This is a genomic window from Spirosoma knui, assembly GCF_054780635.1.
This window is the reverse complement of record NZ_BAAGVY010000001.1, coordinates 325,176-350,108: the sequence shown is the minus strand read 5'-3', so window position 1 is coordinate 350,108 and position 24,933 is coordinate 325,176. Positions and strand designations below refer to the sequence as shown.

The 24,933-nt window shown below is 51.3% G+C and carries 23 protein-coding genes; 19 read left to right on the top strand and 4 right to left on the bottom strand.

Annotated features, from left to right (window positions below; translation table 11 throughout):
- Positions 1 to 122 precede the first annotated feature (122 nt).
- Both ACYVIY_RS01440 and ACYVIY_RS01435 read left to right on the top strand, forming a co-directional pair.
- Positions 123 to 1,118, top strand: coding sequence for a hypothetical protein (locus ACYVIY_RS01440; protein WP_460974463.1), 996 nt, complete (start codon positions 123 to 125; stop codon positions 1,116 to 1,118).
- A gap of 112 nt (positions 1,119 to 1,230) precedes the next feature.
- Positions 1,231 to 3,822, top strand: a complete 2,592-nt coding sequence (locus ACYVIY_RS01435) for a glycoside hydrolase family 9 protein (RefSeq protein ID WP_460974462.1) — start codon at positions 1,231 to 1,233, stop codon at positions 3,820 to 3,822.
- 39 nt (positions 3,823 to 3,861) lie between these two features.
- On the opposite strand, the gene ACYVIY_RS01430 is transcribed toward ACYVIY_RS01435, so the two are convergent.
- Positions 3,862 to 5,352 (bottom strand): cellulose synthase family protein, encoded by a 1,491-nt coding sequence (locus ACYVIY_RS01430; protein WP_460974461.1) that lies wholly within the window; start codon positions 5,350 to 5,352, stop codon positions 3,862 to 3,864.
- Between the two features lie 345 nt (positions 5,353 to 5,697).
- Between ACYVIY_RS01430 and ACYVIY_RS01425 the strand changes: the two genes are divergently transcribed.
- The 5 genes from ACYVIY_RS01425 to ACYVIY_RS01405 all read left to right on the top strand — a co-directional run bounded on the left by ACYVIY_RS01425 (position 5,698) and on the right by ACYVIY_RS01405 (position 9,945).
- Positions 5,698 to 6,498, top strand: a complete 801-nt coding sequence (locus tag ACYVIY_RS01425) for a Rossmann-like and DUF2520 domain-containing protein (RefSeq protein ID WP_460974460.1) — start codon at positions 5,698 to 5,700, stop codon at positions 6,496 to 6,498.
- A gap of 208 nt (positions 6,499 to 6,706) precedes the next feature.
- A complete protein-coding gene (locus ACYVIY_RS01420; protein WP_460974459.1) occupies positions 6,707 to 7,159 on the top strand; it encodes a hypothetical protein in 453 nt (150 codons plus the stop codon).
- A 12-nt stretch (positions 7,160 to 7,171) separates the two neighbouring features.
- Complete coding sequence (locus ACYVIY_RS01415) at positions 7,172 to 7,675, top strand: hypothetical protein (RefSeq protein WP_460974458.1); 504 nt, start codon at positions 7,172 to 7,174, stop codon at positions 7,673 to 7,675.
- A 23-nt stretch (positions 7,676 to 7,698) separates the two neighbouring features.
- Positions 7,699 to 8,724: a WD40/YVTN/BNR-like repeat-containing protein gene (locus ACYVIY_RS01410; RefSeq protein ID WP_460974457.1), complete on the top strand. Its 1,026-nt coding sequence runs from the start codon at positions 7,699 to 7,701 to the stop codon at positions 8,722 to 8,724.
- A gap of 132 nt (positions 8,725 to 8,856) precedes the next feature.
- The gene (locus ACYVIY_RS01405) at positions 8,857 to 9,945 is read left to right on the top strand and encodes a M48 family metalloprotease (protein WP_460975136.1); all 1,089 of its coding nucleotides are present in this window, start codon (positions 8,857 to 8,859) and stop codon (positions 9,943 to 9,945) included.
- A 49-nt stretch (positions 9,946 to 9,994) separates the two neighbouring features.
- Here ACYVIY_RS01405 and rocD read toward each other — a convergent pair whose 3' ends face one another.
- Entirely contained in the window at positions 9,995 to 11,257 is a 1,263-nt protein-coding gene (gene rocD / locus ACYVIY_RS01400; protein WP_460974456.1) for an ornithine--oxo-acid transaminase, read from the bottom strand.
- Between the two features lie 124 nt (positions 11,258 to 11,381).
- Between rocD and ACYVIY_RS01395 the strand changes: the two genes are divergently transcribed.
- The 4 genes from ACYVIY_RS01395 (at position 11,382) to ACYVIY_RS01380 (ending at position 13,118) form a co-directional block, all read left to right on the top strand.
- Complete coding sequence (locus tag ACYVIY_RS01395) at positions 11,382 to 11,546, top strand: DUF5522 domain-containing protein (RefSeq protein ID WP_460974455.1); 165 nt, start codon at positions 11,382 to 11,384, stop codon at positions 11,544 to 11,546.
- A 66-nt stretch (positions 11,547 to 11,612) separates the two neighbouring features.
- Positions 11,613 to 11,852 (top strand): 50S ribosomal protein L28, encoded by a 240-nt coding sequence (rpmB, locus tag ACYVIY_RS01390; protein ID WP_460974454.1) that lies wholly within the window; start codon positions 11,613 to 11,615, stop codon positions 11,850 to 11,852.
- A 163-nt stretch (positions 11,853 to 12,015) separates the two neighbouring features.
- A complete protein-coding gene (locus ACYVIY_RS01385; RefSeq protein ID WP_460974453.1) occupies positions 12,016 to 12,738 on the top strand; it encodes an RluA family pseudouridine synthase in 723 nt (240 codons plus the stop codon).
- 77 nt (positions 12,739 to 12,815) lie between these two features.
- Positions 12,816 to 13,118, top strand: coding sequence for a Dabb family protein (locus ACYVIY_RS01380; protein WP_460974452.1), 303 nt, complete (start codon positions 12,816 to 12,818; stop codon positions 13,116 to 13,118).
- Between the two features lie 73 nt (positions 13,119 to 13,191).
- On the opposite strand, the gene ACYVIY_RS01375 is transcribed toward ACYVIY_RS01380, so the two are convergent.
- A complete protein-coding gene (locus ACYVIY_RS01375) occupies positions 13,192 to 13,608 on the bottom strand; it encodes an Ohr family peroxiredoxin (RefSeq protein WP_460974451.1) in 417 nt (138 codons plus the stop codon).
- Positions 13,609 to 14,012: 404 nt separating this feature from the next.
- Between ACYVIY_RS01375 and ACYVIY_RS01370 the strand changes: the two genes are divergently transcribed.
- From ACYVIY_RS01370 to ACYVIY_RS01345, 6 genes are all read left to right on the top strand, one after another.
- Positions 14,013 to 15,800, top strand: coding sequence for a tetratricopeptide repeat protein (locus ACYVIY_RS01370; RefSeq protein ID WP_460974450.1), 1,788 nt, complete (start codon positions 14,013 to 14,015; stop codon positions 15,798 to 15,800).
- Positions 15,801 to 15,902: 102 nt separating this feature from the next.
- Positions 15,903 to 16,796, top strand: coding sequence for a DUF4292 domain-containing protein (locus tag ACYVIY_RS01365; protein ID WP_460974449.1), 894 nt, complete (start codon positions 15,903 to 15,905; stop codon positions 16,794 to 16,796).
- Positions 16,797 to 16,816: 20 nt separating this feature from the next.
- A complete protein-coding gene (locus tag ACYVIY_RS01360; RefSeq protein WP_460974448.1) occupies positions 16,817 to 18,247 on the top strand; it encodes a murein hydrolase activator EnvC family protein in 1,431 nt (476 codons plus the stop codon).
- A gap of 204 nt (positions 18,248 to 18,451) precedes the next feature.
- Positions 18,452 to 19,636, top strand: a complete 1,185-nt coding sequence (nhaA, locus tag ACYVIY_RS01355) for a Na+/H+ antiporter NhaA (protein WP_460974447.1) — start codon at positions 18,452 to 18,454, stop codon at positions 19,634 to 19,636.
- A gap of 102 nt (positions 19,637 to 19,738) precedes the next feature.
- Positions 19,739 to 20,557, top strand: a complete 819-nt coding sequence (gene panB, locus ACYVIY_RS01350) for a 3-methyl-2-oxobutanoate hydroxymethyltransferase (RefSeq protein WP_460974446.1) — start codon at positions 19,739 to 19,741, stop codon at positions 20,555 to 20,557.
- An 88-nt stretch (positions 20,558 to 20,645) separates the two neighbouring features.
- The gene (locus ACYVIY_RS01345; protein WP_460974445.1) at positions 20,646 to 21,392 is read left to right on the top strand and encodes an RluA family pseudouridine synthase; all 747 of its coding nucleotides are present in this window, start codon (positions 20,646 to 20,648) and stop codon (positions 21,390 to 21,392) included.
- Positions 21,393 to 21,483: 91 nt separating this feature from the next.
- On the opposite strand, the gene ACYVIY_RS01340 is transcribed toward ACYVIY_RS01345, so the two are convergent.
- The gene (locus ACYVIY_RS01340; protein ID WP_460974444.1) at positions 21,484 to 21,660 is read right to left on the bottom strand and encodes a hypothetical protein; all 177 of its coding nucleotides are present in this window, start codon (positions 21,658 to 21,660) and stop codon (positions 21,484 to 21,486) included.
- A gap of 322 nt (positions 21,661 to 21,982) precedes the next feature.
- Between ACYVIY_RS01340 and ACYVIY_RS01335 the strand changes: the two genes are divergently transcribed.
- Together ACYVIY_RS01335 and ACYVIY_RS01330 are read left to right on the top strand one after the other, a co-directional pair.
- The gene (locus tag ACYVIY_RS01335) at positions 21,983 to 22,354 is read left to right on the top strand and encodes a hypothetical protein (RefSeq protein WP_460974443.1); all 372 of its coding nucleotides are present in this window, start codon (positions 21,983 to 21,985) and stop codon (positions 22,352 to 22,354) included.
- Positions 22,355 to 22,476: 122 nt separating this feature from the next.
- Positions 22,477 to 24,906: a TonB-dependent receptor gene (locus ACYVIY_RS01330; RefSeq protein ID WP_460974442.1), complete on the top strand. Its 2,430-nt coding sequence runs from the start codon at positions 22,477 to 22,479 to the stop codon at positions 24,904 to 24,906.
- Positions 24,907 to 24,933: the final 27 nt, after the last annotated feature.

The window sequence follows — 24,933 nt, the reverse complement described above, 5'->3', positions numbered from 1 at the left end:
ATAGATTTTTTAAAAGGTAGATTTTCTGCAAATAAAGACAGTTTACGGATAGTAGGAAGAGTAAAATTACAAATTAAGTGCTCCATTTGGAAACCATTTGGGTTAAATTAAAGACATAAGTCATGCCGTCGTCTCAGCTCGTCCGCATTCTTTCTTCTGCCAGCAATCAGGCCCCACTCTCGAAATACCAGAAGGCGTTCAACCGGCTTACAGAGCAGATTAGCCAGCTAGACGAGGAACTGGCAACTATTCGCCAGCTTGCCCAAACCGTTCAGGAACGCATAATGGCCAAATACGAGCCCTTGCTAGCTACCTACAACCAACACCGTGCCAGACTTGTCAGGTTATACGACCGGGCCCATGACCGCCCCGAAACCAGCCGGCCGGAGCAGCGAAAACTAGCCGGACTGATTCGTGAGTTGGCTGAAGAACTTATCAGGCAACACGGGCTGGATGAGCTACAGCCGATTCTCGACAAATATACCCATGCCGGATCGGACCGCCGTAAGAAGACCAGCGAACGTATTGACCGGTATACGTATTCGGAAGAATCGCAATCCGAGCAGAAGACCTCAGCCGAATCAGCCGAAACGCACTTCACATCGGCACGCCAGCAAAAGCGGGAAGCCCGGATTCAGGCAGAGGAACAGAATAGTACTAAAGCTGTACGGACGCTTTACGTCGATCTCGTGAAAGCGTTTCACCCCGACTGGGAGCCCAATGAAGCCGAAAAGCTCCGGAAAACGACCATTATGCAGCGCGTAACCGAAGCCTACGAAAAAAGCAATCTACTGGCCCTGCTTCAGCTTCAACTGGAGTTAGATCACATCGACGAACGTCACCTGGAAAAGCTGGCCGACAATCAGCTTCGCTACTACAACGCGATTTTGCAGCAGCAGGTAGATGAGCTGACGCAAACGCTGGCCGAGTCAACAAATCGACTGGAGCGTCTGCTGGGCAAACCGGTCCCAGCCGGTACATCGATGACCCAGCTTGAGCAATCGCTCAATGCGGACATTAACACCCTGAAGAAGAGCACAAAGTCGTTACGTAATCTGGTCAAGACCTTGACAGACCCGGTTCAACTTAAAGCCTGGCTGCGGGCTCAGGCAGGCTGATTACGTAGTGATAATCCCAAAAAAAAGCTCACACTCGCTAAAATACTGTTGTTTCCGCACATGCGCTTTTTTTCTACCTTGTCCCGAAAATGCCGTTTTCTCATTACGTATTATGTTTATTCGTCTTCTTGCCCTGATAACGCTGGTGATTGGGTTGGCGGCTTTCCTGAGCCGCGCCGATGAGTCAGCCGTTATTCGTATCAATCTGCTGGGTTACCGGCCTGATAGTCCGAAAATTGCTGTCTGGGGAAGTCTGACCGATCAGACCACAAGCCGCTTTGAACTGGTTGACGAACAAACGAATCAGGTGGTCTGGTCAGGTAAAGCCGGACGCTCGTTTGGTGCTTACGGCCCATTCCGGCAAAGTTACCGACTCGACTTTTCGGCCTTTCGTCGGCCTGGCCGCTATTACGTACGTACCGTCGAAGGGGTTCGTTCACCCCTCGTTCGCATCGGTGAAGATGTGTACGACGGAGCCGCTGATTTCTGCCTGCGGTACATGCGTCAGCAACGTAGTGGATTCAACCCATTTCTAAAAGATTCCTGCCACACGCACGATGGCTATACGTTGTATGGACCCATGCCCGACAGTACTCATATTGACGCATCGGGTGGCTGGCACGACGCATCCGATTACCTGCAATACGTAACGACCTCGGCCAATGCGGCCTATCACCTGCTGGCTGCCGCCCGTGACTTCCCAGCTGCCTTCGGGGATCAGCACCAGGCAAACGGTCTGGCGGGCAGCAACGGCCACGCGGATGTGCTCGACGAAGCGCGCTGGGGCCTCGACTGGCTCCTGAAAATGCACCCCACCGACGAGTGGCTGTTCAATCAGCTTGGCGACGACCGGGACCACGCCCGTATGCGGATTCCGAAAGAAGATAACTTCTACGGCAAAGGATTTGAACGTCCGGTGTACTTCGCCAGCGGTCAGCCACAGGGCATGTTTAAGTACAAGAACCGGGCTACGGGCGTCGCGTCGACGGCGGGAAAAGTGAGCAGTGCCTTGGCTCTGGGTTACCAACTCTGGCGAGACCGGCAGCCGGATTACGCCGATAAGCTCTTAAAGCGATCGAAATCAGCGTATCAACTGGGCTTGCAAAAGCCGGGTAACTGCCAGACCGCACCGGGTCGCGCCCCTTACTTTTACGAAGAAGACAACTATACCGACGACATGGAGCTGGCGACCGTCGAACAGCTTAATGCGACCAACGCAACGGGCCAGCAGGCGCAGACCGGCCTGAACAGAGCACTGGATTTTGCCCGGCAGGAGCCAGTTACGCCCTGGATTTTGAACGATACAGCCCGCCATTATCAGTGGTATCCCTTTGTGAATGTCGGCCACGCTGAGCTGGCCAAGCGGTTGCCAGCTAAGGAACGGAAGACCGTCACCGATTTTTACAAACAGGGCATCGAGGTCGTCTGGCAACGCGCCAAACAAAACGCGTTTTATCGGGGGGTGCCGTTTGTGTGGTGCAGCAACAACCTGACTACGTCCTTTGCCACGCAGTGTTTCTGGTACCGGCAACTCACCGGCGATCAGCGGTATGCGGCCTTTGAACAGGCGAATTTCGACTGGTTGTTTGGCTGCAATCCGTGGGGCACCAGCTTTGTTTATGGGCTTCCGGCGGGGGGCGATACCCCGACCGATCCGCATTCGGCTTTTACCAATCTGAAACAATACCCTATTGACGGTGGGTTGGTCGATGGACCCGTGCGCACCAGCATTTACAAAAACCTGATTGCGATAACGCTTCATGAACCCGACGAATATGCCGCGTTTCAGAGCGACGTAGCGGTGTATCATGATGATTACGGCGACTACAGCACCAACGAGCCGACTATGGATGGTACCGCTTCGCTGATTTACCTGTTAGCAGCCAAGCAAGCCGAGAACCGTCCTTCGGCCAAGCCCGCCCCACGTAACACAAAGCCCGTTCGTCAACGCGCTAAGCTGAGTCAGCAGCTGAGCCCACACCAGAAGCCGCAGGCAGCATCCCATCGCTTTTCAACGTATTTTAAAGGGGCTAAAATCCGCGGTGACACGACAGCCCGACGGATTGCCCTAGTCTTTACCGGCGACGAATACGCCGACGGTGGCCAACACATTGCCCGGACCCTCAAGAAGCATGGTGTCCGGGCTTCTTTTTTTCTGACCGGTCGTTTTCTGCGCAACCCGGCGTTTACGGCGCTTGTCAGGCAACTACACCGCGACGGTCATTACATCGGCCCGCATTCGGATCAGCACCTGCTGTACTGCGACTGGCAAAAGCGCGACAGTTTGCTCGTCAGCCGGGATCAGTTCGTTGCTGACTTACGGGCTAATTATGCTGCGCTAGCTCCGTTCGGCATCAAATTGGGTAACGCTTCCCTGTTTTTACCCCCGTACGAGTGGTACAACGATAGCATTGCTCATTGGGCACGGACAGAAGGCATAACGCTGATCAATTATACACCCGGTACGCTTAGCCACGCGGACTACACAACGCCCGAAGCGCGTAACTACCGCAGCAGCGCCACCATTCTCCAGTCCATTCGTACGTATGAGCAAAAGAGCGCAACTGGTCTGAACGGCTTTTTTCTGTTAATGCATATTGGAACCGCACCCGCCCGCACCGATAAGCTTTACGAGCATCTGGATACGTTCATCACCGAAATGCGTAGCAAATCCTACGAGTTTGTCCGCGTTGATGCGTTGTAAATCAAGCAAGTATATAGTACACATGGTGTTATGTTGTGTTCACTCACCCGCCACGGCGAACCGACGTCGGGCGTGAACCAGCGAATAAGCGCATACCATCCCGAAACCCACCATCAGCATGATGTGAAGGAAAAACATCCGGAAGTCATGGATATAAAAAGCCAGCGCCAGTCCGCCCAGAAAATACAGCGCCAGCATCCCTTCCAGCACGGTTAACCAGTTCACTTGTCGGCTGACGTATTTATTGGCGGCCCAGCTATCTTTTGCGGTCGTTACGTTGAATTTTGGCGTCCGGACGAAAGGCGTTTTACGGCCAATATATCCTTCGATCACAGCAATGGTATTGTGCAGCGATAGTCCCATCATTAATGACGAATACATTGGAAAATACCATCCGATTTTGGCCGGACTTTCGCGCTTCAGCAGCAAAAATGGGATGCCATAGAAGGAAAGCAGAATGAGCAAATTGAACTGGAAAAGGTTGATCACATAAAACACCCGCTCCCATTCGGGGTGCTGACTCCGAATGTAAATGAGAGGTACGCTCATTACGCCCAGAACAAGCACCAGAATGAACGTAGCGCTGCTAAACAGGTGAAAAAAGGCGTGCAACTTCATCATAAACGATACGCCCGGTGTCCGGAGTACCCGAACAAACAGTTTACGGGCGCATTCGGCAGCGCCTTTCATCCAACGGTACTGCTGCGATTTGATGGCGTTCATCGCCACAGGTAGTTCGGCGGGTGAGCCTACATCTTCGCGATACACAAACTTCCAGCCCCGCAACTGCGCGCGGTAACTCAGGTCCAGATCTTCGGTCAACGTATCGCTTTGCCACCCACCGGCATCGGCAATGGCTGTTTTTCGCCATACGCCCCCCGTTCCATTGAAATTCGCCAGGAAACCAGCTGCGTACCGGCCACTTTGCTCAATGGTGAAATGGGCGTTCAGGCCAAACGCCTGTAGCTGAGTCATCAGCGAAAAATCCTCGTTCAGGTGCTCCCAGCGAGTCTGTACAATCGCAACCTTGGGATCGTTGAAGTGCGGTACGGTCTTGAGCAGAAAATCCGGATCAGGCACAAAGTCAGCGTCGAAGATGGCGATAAACTCCCCTTTGGCAAACTCAAGCCCATACGCCAGCGCCCCCGCCTTGAACCCTTTGCGCTCCGGCCGACGGACGTGGGTTATATCGAAACCCTGACGTTGGTATTCGTCAACTTTAGCGGCAATAATGTCGACCGTCTCATCCGTCGAATCGTCTAAAACCTGAATATCGAGCTTGTCTTTCGGGTAACGTAGCAGAACAACCGCATCGATCAGGCGCTCTATGACGTAGAGTTCGTTATAAACCGGTAACTGCACCGTCACTCGCGGCAATGTATCCGGTGCATTTATGTCGGCCAGTCGAATCGCGGATCGTCGCTTTCGTACGGAACGCAGGTAAATAATAATCAGGCTTAGTTGACCGCAGTTGTACAGGAACAAAAGGAGTAATGTTAAGCCATATAGTGTAACAACTACAGTGTCCATATTGAGTAACTATCAAAAATCGTCGCGTTGAGTATAGATTCGTTGAGGAGATAAATCGGATACCCCGCTCTTCAATTCGTATGCAGAAGAACCAGAACCCCTGGTTTTTGTTGCTAATTCTGAGCGTAGGTCATTCACCCCGACGAAGCGGCCAGACTTGCCGATTCTGTTTAGTCTATATAATTTATTCAGTTAAGCTGAAGTATCTGCTCAGAAGCTCATGCCAAGCTGAAAAAACGGCCTGTGTTTCCGATCCGGTACGTCCTGTTCTATAGATACGTAGTGTTCAGCAAGGCATAGCGGTTACTACGTATCTACCTGGCAAAAAAACGCTTATACTTGGCGATGGAAATTTCATTTATTGGCGCGGGTAATCTTGCCTGGCATCTGGCTCCGGCTTTCGAAAGTGCTGGCCACCACATCAACGAAGTCTACAGCCGCCAACTCCAACACGCGCGTCAGCTGGTCAGCAACTTATACGATGCGCACACTCATTCCGACCTGAATTTTGCCGATAGTCCCTCACGGCTGTTTATCTTGGCCGTTCCAGACGATACGCTCGATAGCGTCTGCTCCCGGCTCGTGCTACCCGAAGAGGCCATTCTTGTGCACACCTCAGGCAGCCAATCACTCTACGCTCTGGAGCAGTGGATGGCGATTTATAGTGATATTCCGGTTCAGACCGGCGTTTTCTACGCGTTGCAGACGTTCACAAAAGGGCAACCGTTTATGGTATTCGATGAGATTCCGCTTTGCCTGGAAGCGTCCGACAAAACAACCGAGGACCTACTGGTTCAACTTGGCCAGGAGCTAAGCGATACGGTTTACTTAATTACGTCCGAAGAGCGCCGTTTGCTACACGTTGGCGCTGTATTTGCCTGTAACTTTACCAACCATTTGCTTGCCATTGCTCATGAGCTGGTTACGGCAAACGGGTTAGAGTTTGATTTGTTACGTCCGCTCATTCAGGAAACGATCCGTAAAGGATTGGCGGCCGATAACCCGGCTACTGTCCAGACCGGCCCGGCCCGGCGAGGGGACCTGACGACCATTGAGAACCACCTCACTGTGCTTGGTCAGCATCCGCAGTTGTCGGAGCTATACCAGGTGCTGACACAGAGTATTCTTCGGCACTATAAGCGCTAATAGCCATTAAATGAAGACAATAGCCTTGTTACTATTTTGTTGACGCTAGCCGAAACGGCATATAACTTGTTATATACTCATGAATTTCTTGTACTTTAGAGTTCACAAGCTTACTCCTGTGTAACCAATCATAAACAACACGGGATTATTCAGGTGAGTTGCCGAAGTTCTTACGGGGATTTCAAAGCATTACCTAATTGTCGTTAATATGAACAAACTGGAACGGTTGGGTGCAAAATCCACTTCGCAGGGAGTTGGGCCGGAGACAGACCGCATTGCGCTGTATGACAAGTACGGCTCAATAGCCTACGGGATCATCCTGCGCATTGTCCGCCAACCTGACATAGCACAGCGTGTATTGGTCGAGATGTTTGCGTCGACGGAACTACGGACGTCTACTACGATTACGGCCAATCCAGCTACCACGATTATCCGAATCGCCCGCGAGAGAGCCCTGGCGGCTCGACCCAGAGAATTACAGGATACCCCCGTATCGGCAGACTCGAATTCAACGAAACACGAGAACCTTGGCGCACTTATTTTTGATCTGACGTTTTGTCAAGGGTGTAAGCCTGAACTTGTTGCCGAAAAATTACAGATAACACATACGGATGTAATGAAAGCAATTCGGGATCATTTTGCTTATCTTCGTAACCGTTAAACACGCAATACCTTGAAGACCCATCAATATTTGACAAGCGGTATTCTGGAAGCCTACCTGCTGAACCTGACTTCTGATCAGGAGAAGGAGGAGGTAGAGCGTGTATTAACCGCTGATCCGGAGATTTTAGCAGAGCTGAATGAGCTCGAAACCGACATAGAGCAGTACTTCCTGAGCAACGCCGTTCCGCCCCCACCCAACGTGAAAGAGGCTTTGATGAGACGTATTGGCAACACGGAGGTGAAGAAGTGGGAACCCACGGAGCGCAAAGCCCCCTACCAAGAAGCCCCCGGCCCCGAAGGCCCTCAGTATCTGGACGTCGAGATTAATGATACGTACATTCGGGTACATAAGTACTGGCGTCTTGCGTTCATTGCGGTCTTTGTCTTATCGAAGATATTTCTGGTACTGGGGCTTTATTATTATTTCAAATCCTCCAGTATGGAGCAGGAAATTGACCGACTGAAAGCCGAAATGCACCAGTCGACATCAATGCCCCGCGGTGGCAACCCCTGAGTTGTCCTGTGTAACTACTTTTCATGAAACGAGTTCTCTATAGCCTGGCCCTTTGTTTGGTGTTTGGACTGCCTGGTGTGGCGCAATGGCGCTCACAAGTTGTCAATACCGACGCTAATTTCCGGGCCGTAAGTGTAGCCAGTGCCGACGTAGTCTGGATTGGCGGCACGCAAGGCACCTTTGTGCGAACGGCGGACGGTGGTCAGACCTGGCAAACCGGTACGGTACCCGATGCCCAGACCTGCGACTTCAGAGATGTTCAGGCCGTAGATGCCCAAACCGCTTATCTGATGAGTGCAGGGCCTGCCGAAAAAGGCCAGGCCCGCATTTATAAAACCCAAAACGGCGGGCAAACCTGGGCCTTGGTGTACCAGACCCAACAGCCCGGTGTGTTTTTCAATGGCATGGACTTCTGGGATAAACAGCATGGCATCGTGTTCAGCGATCCAATCGATGGCAAGTGGTTTATCCTGACAACGGCCGATGGTGGCCAAACCTGGCAGCCCGTATCGACAGCGACCTTACCCCTTATGCAGCCCGGCGAAGCCGCATTCGCGGCCAGCGGAACCAGTCTGGTGGTAGAAGGCAAGCAAAACGTCTGGATTGCCTCCGGCGGGGGCACAACTGGTCGGGTGTTTCGGTCAACCGACCGGGGCAAAAGCTGGAGCGTTACGTCAACGCCTTTACCCGCGGGAGAAGCTACGGGTCTTTTCGGCCTGCAATTTTTCGGCAAAAAAATTGGTGTCGCCGTTGGCGGAAATTACAAGCAGGAACAGCAGACCGGCCCTAACGCAGCCATCACCCGCGACGGTGGCCAGACCTGGCAGTTACTCACCCCTACCGACCCACCCGGCCTGAAAGAAGCCGTCGCCCTCTTGCCCGGAGATAGACTCTTAACGGTTGGTCCTTCGGGCACAAGCCTCTCGGCGGATCAGGGGCAGACCTGGCAAAAACTGGATACCGATGGCTACCATTCTGTTGGCTGCGCCAAAGGCACCTGTTACGCAGTCGGAAGCAAGGGGAAAGTGAGTAAGCAGGTATTTAAATAATCCCCATCGCCAGTCATTCGTTGTCGTTCAGTGGTCATTGTCAGCTGACTGACAAATGACTTTACGTTCATCACAATCCATAGCCCGTTTTCGTCGTTATTCTGCCGTGTCGAACGATTAACCCACCTGGTTATACTTGTGAAAACGGCTTTATCCCTCTTCATCACTTTACTGAGTGCAGTCCCCGTGAGCTCGCTGCAAGCCCAGCCTCACCAACAACCCTTTATCTGCAACTACACCGGCCGCAATGCTGGCTCGGAGGTCATCTGCTCACCGACAACCGCGTCAAACGGCCATGCGGAGCGGGTTGTTGACCGGATTCTCAGACCTATTGGCCTGATGCGAAATTTCAAGGTTATTGAGTGCTCCAATACCGATAACTGTTTCGCTACGGTGCTAAAAGGTCAACGCTTCATTGTGTATGATGCGGCCTTTATGCAAACCATCGAAGAAGAAACCGAAACGGACTGGTCCGCTATCAGCATCATGGCCCACGAAATTGGTCATCACCTGCAGGGCCACACCATCGATGGTCGGGGTGGTCAGCCCCAGAAAGAAATCGAAGCGGATAAGTTCTCAGGATTTGTGCTGCATCAGTTAGGCGCTTCGCTGGAGGAATCGCTCGTGGCCGTGCGGGCCTTGGGTAACGAACGGGCCACACCAACGCACCCCGCCAAACCCGCCCGAATTGACGCCATTCGGAAAGGCTGGCTGGAAGCCGAAGCGATGTATCCTAAAACGCGGGTTGCTGCGGGTAAACCAGCGGTAGCCATGGCTCCGAAGCCCATCAACACGAACACTACGTCGGTAGCGGCTACCCGGCCGGTTGTTGCGCCCCAGGCTACGTCCCGGACAACAGTCGGCTGCGTATCGGGTGATTGTGAGGATGGAAAAGGCGTATTTGTCTACCCAACCCGCGAGCGTTACGTTGGCGAGTTTGAGGAAGGCGATAAACACGGCGAAGGCACGGAATATTATGCAGATGGCAAGCTGAAATACAAAGGCAATTTCCGAGATAACCTGCGCGCTGACTACGGCGTGTATTATTATCGGAATGGAGATAAGTACACGGGCTGGTTCCAGAAGAACGTACCCAACGGAAAAGGAACGTATTACTTCGCCGATGGCGACCGCATTGTCGGTACGTTCCTGAACGGGCAACCTACCAGCAATGCCGCCCTCTACAACGCCGACGGCACGAAAGAACGGGGAGGCAGGTAACCAAAAGAGGGCATGTTCTGCCCTCTTTTGGTTTTCTATCTTTGTGTAGCTAAAAAGCCAGGATTGTCTTCTCGATTATATCGCAGGCTTCGTGTATTTGCTCCTCGTTAATGACGAGCGGGGGTGCAAAGCGGATTTTATCACCATGCGTAGGTTTAGTCAGTAAACCATTGTCCTTCAGCTTCAGGCAAATTTCCCAGGCTGTTTCGGAACCGAGATCTGGCCGTTCGGCAATGACGATGGCATTCAGTAGCCCTTTGCCCCGCACGGATTTAACAAGGTCGGTTTTCTCGCTCAACCCACTCATCCGAGCCCGAAACACCTCACCCATTGCAGCTGCGTTGTCGGCCAGTTTCTCGTCTTCCACTACCCGAAGAGCTTCCATGGTTACGACGCAAGCCAGCGGGTTTCCGCCGTACGTACTGCCGTGTTCGCCGGGTTTGATAGTTAGCATCACCTCATCGGACGTCAGTACGGCCGAAACCGGCATGGTTCCGCCCGATAGGGCTTTCCCCAACACGAGCAGATCAGGTTTTACGCCTTCGTGGTCGCAGGCTACGCGCTTTCCCGTTCGGCCGATGCCGGTCTGTACTTCGTCGGCAATGAACAAAACGTTGTATTTTGTGCACAGCTCCCGAACGCCCCGCAGATACCCCTCATCGGGCACAACAACCCCGGCTTCGCCCTGAATCGGCTCTACCATAAAGCCAGCGATGTTCGGATCAGCTTTGAACGTATCCTCCAGCGCAGTTAAGTCGTTGTACGGAATAACGACGTAACCCGGCAGCAGGGGTCCAAAATCATTCGTACTGCTTGGGTCGGTCGACGAGGAAATAGCCGCCAGCGTCCGGCCCCAGAAATTACCAGCAGCGTATACCGTTTTGGCCTGATTCTGCGGTATGCCTTTCACTTTATACGCCCATTTGCGCGTCAACTTCAGAGCCGTTTCTCCGCCTTCGGCCCCTGAGTTCATCAGCAGCGCCTTGTCGTAACCGAAGTACTCGCAAAGAAACTTCTCGCAAAGGCCGGTTTTGTCATTATAAAACGCCCGCGATGTGAGGGTTAAGCGCTGCGCCTGTTGAATCAGCGCGTTGATGATACGTGGATGGCAGTGTCCCTGGCTAACGGCGCTATAGGCCGACAAAAAATCGAAATACCGCTTGCCGTCTACATCCCAAACAAAAACCCCTTCTCCCCGCGAGAGAACAGCCGGAATCGGGTGATAATTATGAGCCCCGTAATTCCACTCTAGTTGCATAGCCTGATCAGCGGCTGAAATAGGTCCGGTCTGGGTGAGCAATGTTGTTTCCATAGCTGTAGCGAGAGTTGGTTGAGAATGAGTCTGTCGATGAAGTAATTTACACGATTTACAACTAACTGTGTAAACAGTGCGTTTGACCTCAAAAGTACGGCTTCTTCCACAGACGCACAAAATCATGCAATCCCACCCCCAGCACAAAAAGATTCCCGGCTTAGCCGACGAAGATTACTACTATACACCCGAGGGATTTGTCGTGTTTACGGCAGCCTATCACCTCAAGCGCGGCTATTGCTGCAAGAATGGCTGCCGCCACTGCCCCTACGGGTTCAAAAAAAAGTAACGAAGAGTTGCAGATTATGAATAAATTAGCCAAATTTGCGCCCTCATACGGAAAACGAGTACGGTAATGGCCAGAGTTTGTCAAATAACAGGAAAACGCACGCGGACAGGAAACAACGTTTCCCACGCCAACAATAAAACAAAGCGTAAATTCTTCCCGAACCTGCAAAAGAAGCGGTTCTTCATCGAATCAACAGGTGAGTGGGTTACGCTGAAAGTTGCTACGTCGGCAATCAAGACGATCAACAAGAACGGATTAGAAGCAACGCTTCGCAAGGCTCACGAGCGCGGTACGCTGTCGTTGTAGTCTTACCAAAGATATTTGTCCTGAGCCTCTTCCGTCTGGAGGAGGCTTTTTTGCGTTACATAGCCTGTCATTCAATGGTCATTGCTGGTGATACGTTGCCGTTACTTACGAATACAACGTAATGACAGCGAATGGCTAATAATGACCACTACTGACTTTACAGATGAAACTGAATTTTGAAGACCTGATCGTTTTTGAGAACGATGATTATATACTCATAAACAAACCGCCTTACGTAGCCTCGCTCGATGAGCGAACAATCGACCGGGGTGGTCAGAGTATTCTGCGTATGGCGAAGGCGTATCATCCCGATGCGCAGCTCGGCCATCGGCTGGACAAAGAAACGTCGGGTATTCTGGCCATCGCCAAAAATCCGGAAGCGTATCGTCATCTGGCTATGCAGTTCGAACACCGGGAGGTTACCAAACGCTACCACGCGGTCACGAACGGGGTGCATAATTTTGAGGGGATTTCTGTGTACCTGCCTATCTCGCCCATCAAAGATGGAACGGCGGTCCGGATTGACCGGGAGAAGGGAAAGGTCGCCGAAACGATTTTCAATACGTTACAGGCGTTCCGCACAACGACGCTGGTCGAGTGTATGCCCATTACGGGTCGGATGCACCAGATTCGGGTTCACCTGATGTGCCTGAAAGCGCCCATCGTGTATGATGCTACGTATGGGGGCGAGCCGGTTTACCTCTCCGAAGTCAAACGCAAATTCAACCTAAAGCAAGGAACAGAGGAGTTACCACTCATTCAACGGGTGGCGCTCCATGCCCATTCGCTTACGTTCACCTTATTAGATGGTAAAGAGCAAACGTTTGTGGCGCCGTATCCGAAAGACTTTGGGGTACTGGTAAAGCAGTTGGAGAAGTTCAGTTAGTAAGTTGTGGCCGGAGAGCCGCTTCTTTCGTTCGGGACTTACTAACTTACCGACTTATTCACTTACCCATTCGCAATATGTTCGTTCATACTGTTTTCTTCTGGCTTAAGCACCCCGAAAGCCAGGATGACCGTACCGCTTTAGGAGCCGGGCTCGAATCCTTAAAAGGTGTCAAAGACATCTCGGCCGCTTACATCGGTACACCTGCTGAAACCCGCCGACCTGTTATCGATCACTCGTACGATTACTCGATAACGTTCGTCTTTGAAGACAAAGCCGCGCACGATACGTATCAGGAGCATCCGGTTCACCTGGAGTTTGTGGCCGAGTGCAGCCACCTTTGGGAACGGGTTCAGGTTTATGATGCTGTAGGAAAATAGTAATCAGGAGCTAGGAGCGGGAAGTGAGGAGTTCAATAAGCTCACTTCCCGCTCCTGGCTCCTGATTACTCACTTACACCATCACTTCGATCTTCATCTCCATATTGCCTTTGACGGCTTTCGAGTATGGACAAACCGCATGAGCAGTTTCGGCCAGTTGCTGGAGCTGATCCTTGTCCATGTGTGGTGCCTTCACGGTGATTTTGCCCGACAGGAACATGTTGTTACCGTCCTTATTGAGTGATATACTCACTTCGACGGCATGTTCGGGCAGTATGACTTTCCGACGTTCGGCAACGCCCATGAGTGCGCCGTTGTAACAGGAGCTGTAGGCCGCAGCAAACAACATCTCGGGGTTAGCGGCTCCACCCTCGCCGTGCATTTCAACGGGGCGCCGAACGTTTAACTCTAAATTTCCATCAAGCGACTTCACGTCACCTTCTCGCCCACCGACATTACTTACGGTGGCGGTATACACAGTTTCTGCCATATACGTTTTAAGTTAGTGAGTACCGCGTAGAACAGAGGCTAGTTTCTTCATCCGTCATCGGTACACATGTACATCCTGAAGTGTAAACCCAAAACGGCCCACTTGTTCACCAGATTTCGAATGACCAGCAACTATTTGTCGGATCAGGCAACGTAATGCCCACTCAACTGGTCTTTAGTATCAGCCGGATTCGTTATATTTAATACCCCCTTATTCGAAACAGAAAGGCAGGATAATTGCGGAAGAAATACCGTACTGGACGTACAGAACCGGTGTATCGAGAGTTGACGGACATTCCACCGTTTTAAACTACCTTTGTCTTAGGCCGTTATTAGCCGTAAGCCGCAATAGAACAAGGGAAGCCACGTTTTTTGCTAAATACGCATCTCAACACGCTGACCAGCATGAATGTTACGCATAAATTTTACCGCAACTGGCAGTGCCCCGGCTGGGTCGGCGGATTTGTTCTGGCCCTTTGGGTAGTTACTACCCCTGCCCTGTCGCAGCGCAAACGGGAGAAAGCCAACCCTAAAGCGGATACTACGCTGGCCAAAGCAACATCTACAACCACAACACGTATTGAGGCCGAAACCCAATTTACGGAAGGTATCCGGTACCTGATGACTGACGAGCCAACGAAGGCTATTACGCAGTTCACCAAAGTTTTACAAAAAGATCCCAACAACGCAGCGGCTCAGTATTCTACGGCGAACGCGATGCTGAAAACGGGCAAGACTGCCGAAGCTATACCGTACGCAGCCAAAGCGTATTCGCTGGACAAGGACAACAAGTTTTACGCCTTGCTGCTGGCCGAACTGTATGTAAAGCAAAAGCGCTATGGCGAAGCGGAGGAACTTTACGAGAATCTGCTGAAAAAAGGGGCTGATAATGCCGAGTACGGGGTTGAACTGGCAGCTATTTACCTCTTCGACGACAAACCCGACAAAGCACTGGATGCCTACAACCGAGTGGAACGCGAGCTTGGTTTAAACGAAGAGATTACCCGTCAGAAACAACGCATTTATCTCAAGCAAAACAAGATCGACAAGGCAATTGAAGAGGCCGAAAAACTGGTTGCATCAGAGCCCAGCGATCCGGATTATCTGCTCGAAGGAGCCGAACTACTCATCGCCAACGACCGGGCCGATCAGGCCATCGGCTGGATTGACCGCGCCCTTAAACTAAACACCGACCTGCCCCAGGCTCACGTCCTTCTCGCCGACATCTACCGCAAAAAGGGCGACATGGCGCGCGTGACCAAAGAGCTTAATCAGGTGTTTGCGAACCCCAACCTGGAAGCCGGCCTGAAAGCGCGCATTCTATCCAGCTACGCTGGCATGACGAGCGAAAATCCGAACGCTCAACAGGATGCCTTGAAGATGGCGCAGGACCTGGCTAAATCCCATCCCAACGACCCCAAATCACAGATTATGGTGGCCGATCTGCTTATGCAGCAAGGTAAAAAAGTAGAATCCCGCGATGCCTATGCCCGGGCGGCCCGGCTCGATGGCTCCGTCTACGAAGTATGGGAAGCCCTGCTGCAATTGGATAGCGAGTTAAATCAGGTTGACAGTCTTCTAGACCATTCGCAAAAGGCCCTTGAAGTGTTTCCAACACAAGGCTTATTCTGGTATTCGAACGGGGCAGCTCATCTGATGAAACGTCAGTATCAGCAGGCAGTCGACGCCCTCGAAGAAAGTCAGAAGTTACTGGCCGCTACGTCGAATACGCAGTTAAAAAATGGGCTGAACGCTCAGTTGGGTGACGCATATAACGGAATCGGCGATCATGCCAAATCGGATGAAGCGTATGAAGCTGTTTTAAAGGCCGACCCGCTGAACGATCACGTGCTCAACAATTACAGCTACTTTCTGTCGCTGCGGAAAGCCAACCTGCCGCGTGCCGCGCAGCTTGCCCAGAAGCTTGTAGAACGCCACCCAACAAACGCGACCTACCTCGATACGTATGCCTGGGTATTATACGTATCGAAAGATTACGCCAAAGCCCGGCAGTACCTCGAAAAAGCATTAGCCGATCCGGCAGGAGCAAGTGGCACGATCATCGAACACTACGGCGACGTTCTTTTTCAGCTTGGCCAGCCCGATAAAGCTTTAGAGCAGTGGAAAAAAGCAAAAGCAAAAGGTGGAGCCAGCTCCGATCTTGACAAGAAAATTGCCAGCGGAAAGTTGTAAACCGGTTTTGGCAGACGGTCTGGTGCAGGCGGTACTTATGCCGGAGCGTAGCACCCGATACGTACCTGTTTAATCAGGTTCTTAAAGCTGTAAACTACCTAAATGAATAGATACCTGTTCGTAACCTTTTTAGTAGGCACATCATTATACTGGTCGGGTTGTCGGCGCAGTCAGTTAACCTCCCCATCCCATTCAACGCCGACATCGGCGCCCTCGGTTGTAAATGCGGCCGATTCAGCTAAATCCGATACGTTAGCGGCCATTCGGCCCAATCGTCTGCCCGATTCCACAACCACCAGCAAGCCAAACCGCCCCGGCATTGAAGAGGCTCGCGCCAACGTGGCCGAGATTGACTTTCAGTACCTGACGGCTAAGTCAAAGATTTCGTTTAAAGGACCTGAACAGGATATTGACAATGCCAACATCAACATCCGGGTACGCAAAGACAGCCTGATCTGGTTGTCGGTGTCAAAACTTGGCATTGAAGCCGTGCGCGGGCTCATCACCAGAGACTCGATCATCATCATTGACAAAATCCATAAAGAGTATTCGGTCTACGATTTCCCGACCTTGAGCCGCCAATTCAATTTTAATATGAATTTCGAGTTGCTGCAAGCCTTGATTGTCGGTAATTTACCGTTACCAAAACGCCCTGCTCAAAAGATCAAAAATGAGCGGGACTATCTTCTGTTACGTCAGAGTGAAGGCAAAGTATTGGTCGAGAACTACATTGGTGAGCAGGATCGTAAACTCAAGAAGTTGATGGTAACTGAGCAACCCACGAAAAATACCCTTCGGCTGGATTACGAAGATTTCACGTCGCTCAACAATTTTCTGTTCCCGTACACGAGTCTGGTAACGCTCGATTATAAATCGAAGACTGACGGTCAGTTTTATCAAACCTTGCTTCGCATTAAGCACAGTAAGGTAGAATTAGTTGACAAGAGTCCGGGATTTCCGTTTACCATTCCGGCTACGTATCAACGTCGGCAGTAAGTTTATTTGTTGGTTCATTTATGCACTCCATTTTTTTGCGTTCTTCTTTTCTCGTCCGGGGGCTTCTCATCAGCCTGGCCTTTGTTGGCCTGTTGCTTACGCCAGCATCAGCCCAGCAGACTCAGCGGAATCGACAGGTTCTGGAAAAAGAGAAAAAGCAGAATCTGGAAAAGATGAACCAGATCCGAACCATCTTAAAGCAGACGGCTTCTGAAAAACAGGTAGGCATCGGTCAGCTAAAGGCACTCAACCAACAGATTCAGGCGCAATCGCAGCAAATTGGTCTGCTCAACAAAGACCTCCGGCTAACCGAGACCGAAATTGCCGAACTCCGTCAGGCCAGTAAGTCCTTGGCCCGCGATCTGGATAAGCTGAGAGACGAATACGGGTCCATGATTTACGCGGCTGAGAAACGGCGGCAGCAGGTTAACCCACTGGGTTTCTTGTTTGCCTCCGACAATTTCAACCAGTTGGTTGCCCGCTACCGCTATTTGCGCCAGTATTCCGACGCCCGCCAAAGTCAGGTTCGCCAGATGAACAATGTGCAGACCATGCTACAGGGTAAGCAGGTAGCCACCCAGCGCAAACGCCAGCAGCAGCAGAGCACACTGACGACAAAACTGACCGAAACGAAAAAGCTGGAAACGCTGAAAGAAGAAAAAAATCAGGTTGTCCAGGAACTGGGGCAGAAAGAAACTGAGCTTCGGGCTGAACTGGCCGAAAGTCGGCGGGCGATTAACCGGCTGGAAGCTATGATTACACGCATCATTGTGCGCGAGGCCAAAGAGCGGGCAGAACGGGAAGCCCGCGAACGCGCCGAACGAGAGCGACTGGCCCGCCTTGAAGCCGCCCGAAAAGCTGCTGAGCGTGCCGAGCGCAAACGGGCGGAAGAAGCCATTGCTGCCGCTGAAAAAGCTGGGGAGAAACCCGCTCCTGCTGACGTAGCTAAAGTCGAAAAGCCCGTTGAACCAGAACCCACCCCGCCAAAACCTGACGAACGACGTAACAATAATCTCAACGACGAAGAAACAGCCCTGGCTTCGTCGTTTACGGCTTCGCGGGCCCGTTTACCCTGGCCTGTTTCCAAGGGGTTCATTTCTGACCGCTTTGGTCGGAAACCGCACCCTGTTCTAAGAGGTATCTACGTCGAAAACCAGGGGATAGACATTCAGACAAATGCTGGAGAGGGCGTCCGTACGGTATATGACGGCATTGTTCAGGACGTAACCAGCATGCCGGGCATGAACAACGTAGTAGCCATTCAGCACGGCGATTACTTTACGGTTTATGCCAAACTACGTAGCGTATCGGTCCGGGCGGGTCAGCGCGTAAAAGCCCGCGAACAGATTGGCACGGTCGCCACCGATAAAAATGGCGTGTCGGAAATCCAGTTTCAGATCTGGAAAGAATTTACCAAACTCAACCCCGAGTCGTGGTTGACTCCCCGATAGATGGACGCTGTACACAAGCGATAAGTTATTTACTTGTCTGGACCGAAACTCCATTTATTAGCTTCTCGCTACGCATGCGTTGTTGCCCGTGCTAAAGGGGCAACATTCGATTAATGACCTTTTTTGTGAATCGAATGTTCCTAGCCATGAAACTGGTTTTAGGGGTGACGGGAGATTAAGAGCCAGTTCGCTAGATCGTATCTGATGAAAATTTTAAAACTATTCCGAACGTTCTCCGCTTCCAGTTCGCTCAGCGGACTGATCCTGATGGGTAGCGTCATTCTGGCGCTGATCATCGCCAACTCTCCTTTAGGGTCCGCTTATGTGAATATGCTGGAACTCACCATCGGATTTGATGGCGCGGGCCTAGACCTGAACTACTCTCTGCTGACCTGGATCAACGATGGCCTGATGGCCGTGTTTTTCCTAATGGTCGGCCTGGAAATTAAACGCGAACTGGTAGAGGGCGAGTTGTCATCTTTCAAAAAAGCGGCCCTGCCTATTCTGGCCGCCCTCGGCGGGTTTATCGCACCTGCTCTGTTTTATTTCCTGCTCAACCAGAGAGTTGCTACTGCCGCTGGCTGGGGCATTCCGATGGCTACCGATATTGCCTTCGCGCTGGCCATTATCACACTACTGGGCAAACGGGTTCCAGCTTCACTCAAAGTGTTCATGGCAGCACTGGCCATTGTTGATGATCTATGCGCGATTATAGTCATTGCCCTGTTCTACTCCACGGAATTACATACAATGTATCTAGCGTTTGCAGGAGGCATTTTTGTGTTGCTGGTGATCTTCAATCGTATGGGCATAAAGCACCTGGCCTTTTACCTGGTTCCAGGCGTGATCATGTGGTATTTCGTCCATCACTCCGGCATCCATGCCACCATTGCGGGTGTGCTGACGGCATTGACGCTGCCTACAACACCAGATGATACAGAATCTCCTCTTGAAAAGCTGGAACACGCTCTATTAAAACCCGTGAATTTTTTCATTATGCCACTGTTCGCTCTGGCAAATACGAATATCAGGTTTGAACCAGGCATGATGCAGGGCCTGACAACGCCGATGGGGCTGGGAATTCTACTGGGACTGATGGTTGGCAAGCCACTGGGCATCTCACTCTTTTCCTGGGCAGCAGTAAAACTAGGCCTAGGCACTCTGCCAACGTCCGCGCGATGGGGGCACATTGTTGGGGTAGGTATCCTGGGGGGGATCGGCTTTACAATGTCGATCTTTATCGCCCTGCTTTCGTTCCCGGACCAGGAAGCAATCTCATCAAAAGCGAAATTCGCCGTGCTCACGGCATCGGTTCTGTCAGGCCTATTCGGGTACATCGTTTTAAGAGCAGTAGGGAAGGGCGAAGTATTTACCGAAGTGGATGAATAACAGGCAACAGTCATCTGGATACGAAGTTAGTTTTCGAGCAAAAGTGAACTGACACCCTGAACTCCCTACCTTTGCGCTCTTATCACGTTCATAACTGCTCCGATGTCTGTTCATAATCCCGATATTAAACGCGTTACTACGCACACAATTCAGGAGTTAAAGAATAAAGGCGAGAAAATAACGGCGCTTACAGCCTATGACTACTCCATGGCGCGTGTAGTTGACATGGCGGGCGTTGAACTGATTCTGGTAGGCGATTCAGCGTCAAATGTCATGGCCGGCCACGAAACGACCCTACCCATTACACTGGATCAAATGATCTATCACGCGAGTTCCGTAGTACGCGCGGTCAAGCGGGCCCTGGTCGTCGTCGATTTGCCGTTCGGTTCGTACCAGGGTAATTCATCCGAAGCTTTACGATCGGCGATTCGCATCATGAAAGAATCTGGAGCGCACGCCGTGAAAATGGAAGGTGGCCTGGAAATAAAAGAATCGATCGTACGCATCCTGAGCGCCGGTGTACCCGTGATGGGCCACCTTGGACTAACTCCCCAATCCATTTATAAATTTGGTACGTACGCCGTTCGGGCCAAAGAAGACGCCGAAGCCCAGAAACTCATGGACGACGCCCATATGCTGGAGGACATTGGCTGCTTTGGTCTGGTTCTGGAAAAAATTCCAGCTGCTTTGACCAAAACCGTATCGCAAAGCCTAACAATCCCGACCATTGGCATTGGCGCTGGCCCCGATGCTGACGGGCAAATTCTGGTGATTCACGACCTGCTGGGCATAACCAACGAGTTTAAACCACGCTTCTTACGGCGCTACGCCGATTTGCACACGCTGATGAAGCAGGCAATCGGTCATTACGTCGACGACGTAAAGGCCAACGATTTCCCGAACGAGAACGAAGCATATTGAGTTACTAAGTGAAATAGAATTAGTTAGCACTACGAGAAAAGATAGAAGACGAATTGAAAACGTCTTTTCTCGTTTATGTAAAAGGGTAATGAAGAAGAAACCATTTCAGGTTGTTTATGAAGATAATCACCTGCTGATTGTCAATAAAGAACCGGGTATACTCGTGCAGGGCGACCGCACCGGCGACGTTACGTTGCTGGACGTCCTGAAAGAGTATATTAAAGAAAAATATAACAAACCGGGTGAGGTATTTCTGGGCCTGGTGCACCGTCTTGACCGCCCGGTGAGTGGTCTGGTTGTGTTTGCCCGCACGTCGAAAGCGCTGGAGCGGATGAACGAGATTTTTCGGAAACGGCAGGTGCAAAAAACATATTGGGCGGTAGTCCGCCAAAAGCCACCGAAAGATTCCGACAAACTGGTGAACTGGCTCGTTAAAGACGAACAGAAAAATCAGGTTACCGTCTACGATTATGAAGTACCCAACTCGCAGAAAGCCGAGCTATCCTACCGAGTCATGGGCCGTATCAACGAGCATTACCTTCTGGAAGTAAACCCCATTACGGGGCGTCCCCATCAGATTCGGTCGCAGTTGGCGCACATGGGCTGTCCGATTCGGGGCGACGTAAAGTACGGGTATGATCGGGCTGTGCCAGACAAAAAGATTTATCTGCATGCCCGCCGGTTGTACTTTATCCATCCGGTGAAGCCAGCGGGGACCTCAGACCGGCCAATCATCTGCAAAGCGGGATTACCGAACGACCCGTTCTGGGAAGAGTTCCTGGAATTGGACGATGAAAATTATAAAGACAAGAACCTGGATTATATCTACGAGTAATCGAGTTTCTGTCTTAATAGAAAGAGCCGCATCCCCTACTCCACAGTAGACGATGCGGCTCTTTCGCATAAATATCTGAATACGTAACGAGTTAGTCGATGGTAGGTTGAGCCTCATTCTGGGGCGCAACATCAGTAAGTATCTGCTCCATTACGCGCTCAGCCATTTGTACTGCACCCCGAATGGCACCGTACGTCAGACAAAGCGGCAAAATAATGGGCAAAAAGAATACCCACTGGAAAATCATATATAAACGAACATTTTTCATCAGCTCAGAGGATATTTAAAATTAAGTATACGGCATTATCAACTTTGTTAATGAATAGATACGAACTTGTAGATGCTGTTCTTATCATATTCAAAGTTAACCTTGACTTAATACAAAAACAAGCTAAAACTGAAAAAGTTTACTCAAGTTGGCGCATTTGAAACGCCGGATCAGGTATAGTTTATGTCACTTGATAATCGACTTTAAAATCCAGTCAATTACTGTGCCAACATGAGCAGCAGCTAATTGAGCGTAAGGAAGATAGTTGAAATTACGTTCAATTTGATACTTTTACGGCATTATTTTTTTATAACTACTCAGAGTGTTCCGGCTACAGGTATATCGGTTTGGCATAGCTCGCGTGCTCCTTGGTCTGTATATCGCTATACTGATCAACGGGATCGTGTTTCGCCACGCCCACCGGTTAGCCGACGGAACTATCATTTGTCACGCTCACCCGTACAAATCATCTCCGGGTAGCCAGTACCCTTCCCACGCCCACAGCCGCGATGAGTTTATCTGGCTGGCGGCTTTTTCAAACGGCGTTTATACCCAATCGGATCTCAGCGTCTGGACAGCCCTAGTCGCTATCCTTACTCTGTTAACCCTTGTTGGGGCGGCTTCCGTTTCGATTTCATTTTCGGCGGTTCATGTTGCCTACAGGCACCGGGGACCGCCCGAGCATTTGGTATAGGTTCTGTTTTTCGACGCACACCTGCGCTGCTATCAATCTGAAGTTTCCCAAAAACTCGGTGCGATGCATGCACGTGCCTGCGTGTATTCGGTTCAATTAACCCAAATGCTTTCCCTCCTTCCATGCTTCGACTTCTTCTTATTGCAGTACTGCTGCCGACGGCAGCAATCGCTCAGGCTATACTCGCGGGCCGGGTTATTGATAAAACCACGCGTGAACCACTCATTGGCGTTACGATTTACTTACCTGATCTGCAAAAAGGCAGCTTAACCGACACCTTAGGCCGATACCGGTTAGCCGACATACCAGCGGGGCAGCACAAAGCCGAGGTTCGTTTCCTGAGCTACAAGACTCTGACCCGTTCGATCCGCATCCTTGACGGGGAAACCACGGTTGATGTTGCGCTTGAACCCGAGGCCGCCCAACTTCAGGAAGTTGTGGTAACAGGATTAACAACCGGCTCAACGGTAAAAGAAAGTCCGGTGCCTATCATGACGTATAACAAGATTCAATGGCTGCAAACGTCGTCAACCAACCTGGTCGATGCGGTCGGTAAACTGCCGGGTATGTCGCAGATCACGACCGGCGTAGGTTTATCAAAACCTGTTATTCGCGGGCTAGGGTTTAACCGAGTCATTACCGTCCACGATGGCGTTCGGCAGGAGGATAACCAATGGGGCGAAGAGCACGCGCTCCAGATCGACGAATACTCCATTGATCGGTATGAGATCATCAAAGGATCAGGTAGCTTACTGTACGGTTCCGATGGCCTGGGGGGTGTTATGAGTTTAATCTCGGCGCGTCCGCCGGAAGCGGGTACATTCCGAGGTCAGCTTTTGACCAATTATCAAAGCAACAATGGCCTGATTGGTATATCGGGCGTGCTCGAAGGCACCACGCAGAAAGGGTTATTCGGGCGCGTACGTATCAGTTCAAAAAATGCCGGAAACTACCAGAATCGCTACGATGGGCGCGTCTATGGGTCAGCGTACCGCGAGTTTGATATAAATACAACGGTCGGCATCAATCGCAATTGGGGTTATACGCAGCTTTACGTTTCGAACTGGCATCAGGACATTAACGTCGTAACGGGTGAGCGTGACCGCACAGGCCGGTTCCAGGAACTCGTTCGCGTATCGGCAGACTCGGAGGCTCTACGTCCCGCTTCGGATGCTACCCTGCGCAGCCGAGCCATCATACCGGCGAACTATCAAAGTCTGAACAACTTTAAAACCTCGTTGAATACGTTTGCCAAAATTGGCGGTGGTAACGTATCGGCTATTGTCAGCTACAGCCAGAATCGGCGGCAGGAGTTTGCTAGCACGCTCACGCCTGGGCAGCCAGCCTTATATTTTTACCTCCAGAACGTTTTCTACGACCTGAAATATTACTTTGGCGGACGTAACGGATGGGACTTTACGGTAGGCGGCAACGGCATCTATCAGCACAATCAGAACCTGGGCTTACAGGTGTTATATCCAGGGTATAAGTCCTGGGACAATGGCCTGTTTTTGTTTGCCCAAAAGAAAACCAACCGGTTCATCGTCAACGGCGGTTTGCGGATGGACGTTCGGAAGATGCAGATCAACCGGCTTTATTCTGACGCGGATGGTGTATTCAGTGAGAAACCCATTCCCAACGGGCAGGTACGTTTTGTGGGTCTGGATAAAACGTACTCAAATCCGACGGCCAGCTTCGGAGCCACGTATAATTTGTCGACCCGCTGGATTATCAAAGCCAATCTGGGTCGTGGGTTCCGTGCACCCGCCACACCCGAATTATCGGCGAACGGCGAACATGCCGGTACGTTCCGCTACGAAATCGGCAACCCCAATCTGCGATCGGAGACCTCATGGCAGGGCGATTTAGGGATAAATTATGAATCGCCCGACGTATCCATTACGGCCAGCTTATTCCAGAATCGGATCAACAATTACACGTATTCAGAGAAGGTGCTCGACCGGTTCGGCCGCGACTCAATTGTTGACCCTGCTCGTCCGATTCTTACGTATCGATATGTGCAGGGGAACGCGGTCCTGTTCGGTGGCGAAGCACAGATCAGCGTTAATCCAAGCTCAGCCCGCTGGTTTCACTTCACGGGTTCCTATTCGCTGGTGCGGTCGCGCAATTTATCGGCTACGTCCGACTCAGCCAGGTATCTGCCTTTCCTGCCACCTCCCCGCATTATCAGCCAGCTCAAATTCACAAAGGCTGAGATGGGAAGCCACTGGCGTAACGCCTATGCTCTGCTGGAGGTCGAACACAACGCCCGGCAAAATCAGGCTTTGCTGGCATACGGTACCGAAACAACCACACCAGCGTATACACTCGTTAATCTGGGCGCAGGCAGTGATCTGGTCAATGCGAACGGGCGGACGCTGTTTCAGGTTTATCTGACCATTCAGAATCTATTCGACGTAGCGTATCAAAGTCACCAGAACCGGCTCAAATACTTCGGCATCAACGAGGTTACCGGCCGGGCGGGAGTTTTCAATATGGGCCGCAATGTGAGTGTGAAGGTGGTGGTACCGTTCGGTGCGAGGAAAGGCTAAATAGGCCGTTCCATAAAGTACAGAAGC

Coding starts and splice junctions, on each gene's coding strand:
- ACYVIY_RS01410 (WP_460974457.1), top strand. CDS start 7,699: ATGAAACGAGTTCTCTATAGCCTGGCCCTTTGTTTGGTGTTTGGACTG.
- ACYVIY_RS01380 (WP_460974452.1), top strand. CDS start 12,816: ATGTTCGTTCATACTGTTTTCTTCTGGCTTAAGCACCCCGAAAGCCAG.
- ACYVIY_RS01420 (WP_460974459.1), top strand. CDS start 6,707: ATGAACAAACTGGAACGGTTGGGTGCAAAATCCACTTCGCAGGGAGTT.
- ACYVIY_RS01425 (WP_460974460.1), top strand. CDS start 5,698: ATGGAAATTTCATTTATTGGCGCGGGTAATCTTGCCTGGCATCTGGCT.
- ACYVIY_RS01330 (WP_460974442.1), top strand. CDS start 22,477: ATGCTTCGACTTCTTCTTATTGCAGTACTGCTGCCGACGGCAGCAATC.
- ACYVIY_RS01395 (WP_460974455.1), top strand. CDS start 11,382: ATGCAATCCCACCCCCAGCACAAAAAGATTCCCGGCTTAGCCGACGAA.
- ACYVIY_RS01340 (WP_460974444.1), bottom strand. CDS start 21,660: ATGAAAAATGTTCGTTTATATATGATTTTCCAGTGGGTATTCTTTTTG.
- ACYVIY_RS01365 (WP_460974449.1), top strand. CDS start 15,903: ATGAATAGATACCTGTTCGTAACCTTTTTAGTAGGCACATCATTATAC.
- panB (WP_460974446.1), top strand. CDS start 19,739: ATGTCTGTTCATAATCCCGATATTAAACGCGTTACTACGCACACAATT.
- rocD (WP_460974456.1), bottom strand. CDS start 11,257: ATGGAAACAACATTGCTCACCCAGACCGGACCTATTTCAGCCGCTGAT.
- ACYVIY_RS01345 (WP_460974445.1), top strand. CDS start 20,646: ATGAAGAAGAAACCATTTCAGGTTGTTTATGAAGATAATCACCTGCTG.
- ACYVIY_RS01360 (WP_460974448.1), top strand. CDS start 16,817: ATGCACTCCATTTTTTTGCGTTCTTCTTTTCTCGTCCGGGGGCTTCTC.
- ACYVIY_RS01385 (WP_460974453.1), top strand. CDS start 12,016: ATGAAACTGAATTTTGAAGACCTGATCGTTTTTGAGAACGATGATTAT.
- ACYVIY_RS01430 (WP_460974461.1), bottom strand. CDS start 5,352: ATGGACACTGTAGTTGTTACACTATATGGCTTAACATTACTCCTTTTG.
- ACYVIY_RS01375 (WP_460974451.1), bottom strand. CDS start 13,608: ATGGCAGAAACTGTGTATACCGCCACCGTAAGTAATGTCGGTGGGCGA.
- ACYVIY_RS01370 (WP_460974450.1), top strand. CDS start 14,013: ATGAATGTTACGCATAAATTTTACCGCAACTGGCAGTGCCCCGGCTGG.
- ACYVIY_RS01440 (WP_460974463.1), top strand. CDS start 123: ATGCCGTCGTCTCAGCTCGTCCGCATTCTTTCTTCTGCCAGCAATCAG.
- rpmB (WP_460974454.1), top strand. CDS start 11,613: ATGGCCAGAGTTTGTCAAATAACAGGAAAACGCACGCGGACAGGAAAC.
- nhaA (WP_460974447.1), top strand. CDS start 18,452: ATGAAAATTTTAAAACTATTCCGAACGTTCTCCGCTTCCAGTTCGCTC.
- ACYVIY_RS01435 (WP_460974462.1), top strand. CDS start 1,231: ATGTTTATTCGTCTTCTTGCCCTGATAACGCTGGTGATTGGGTTGGCG.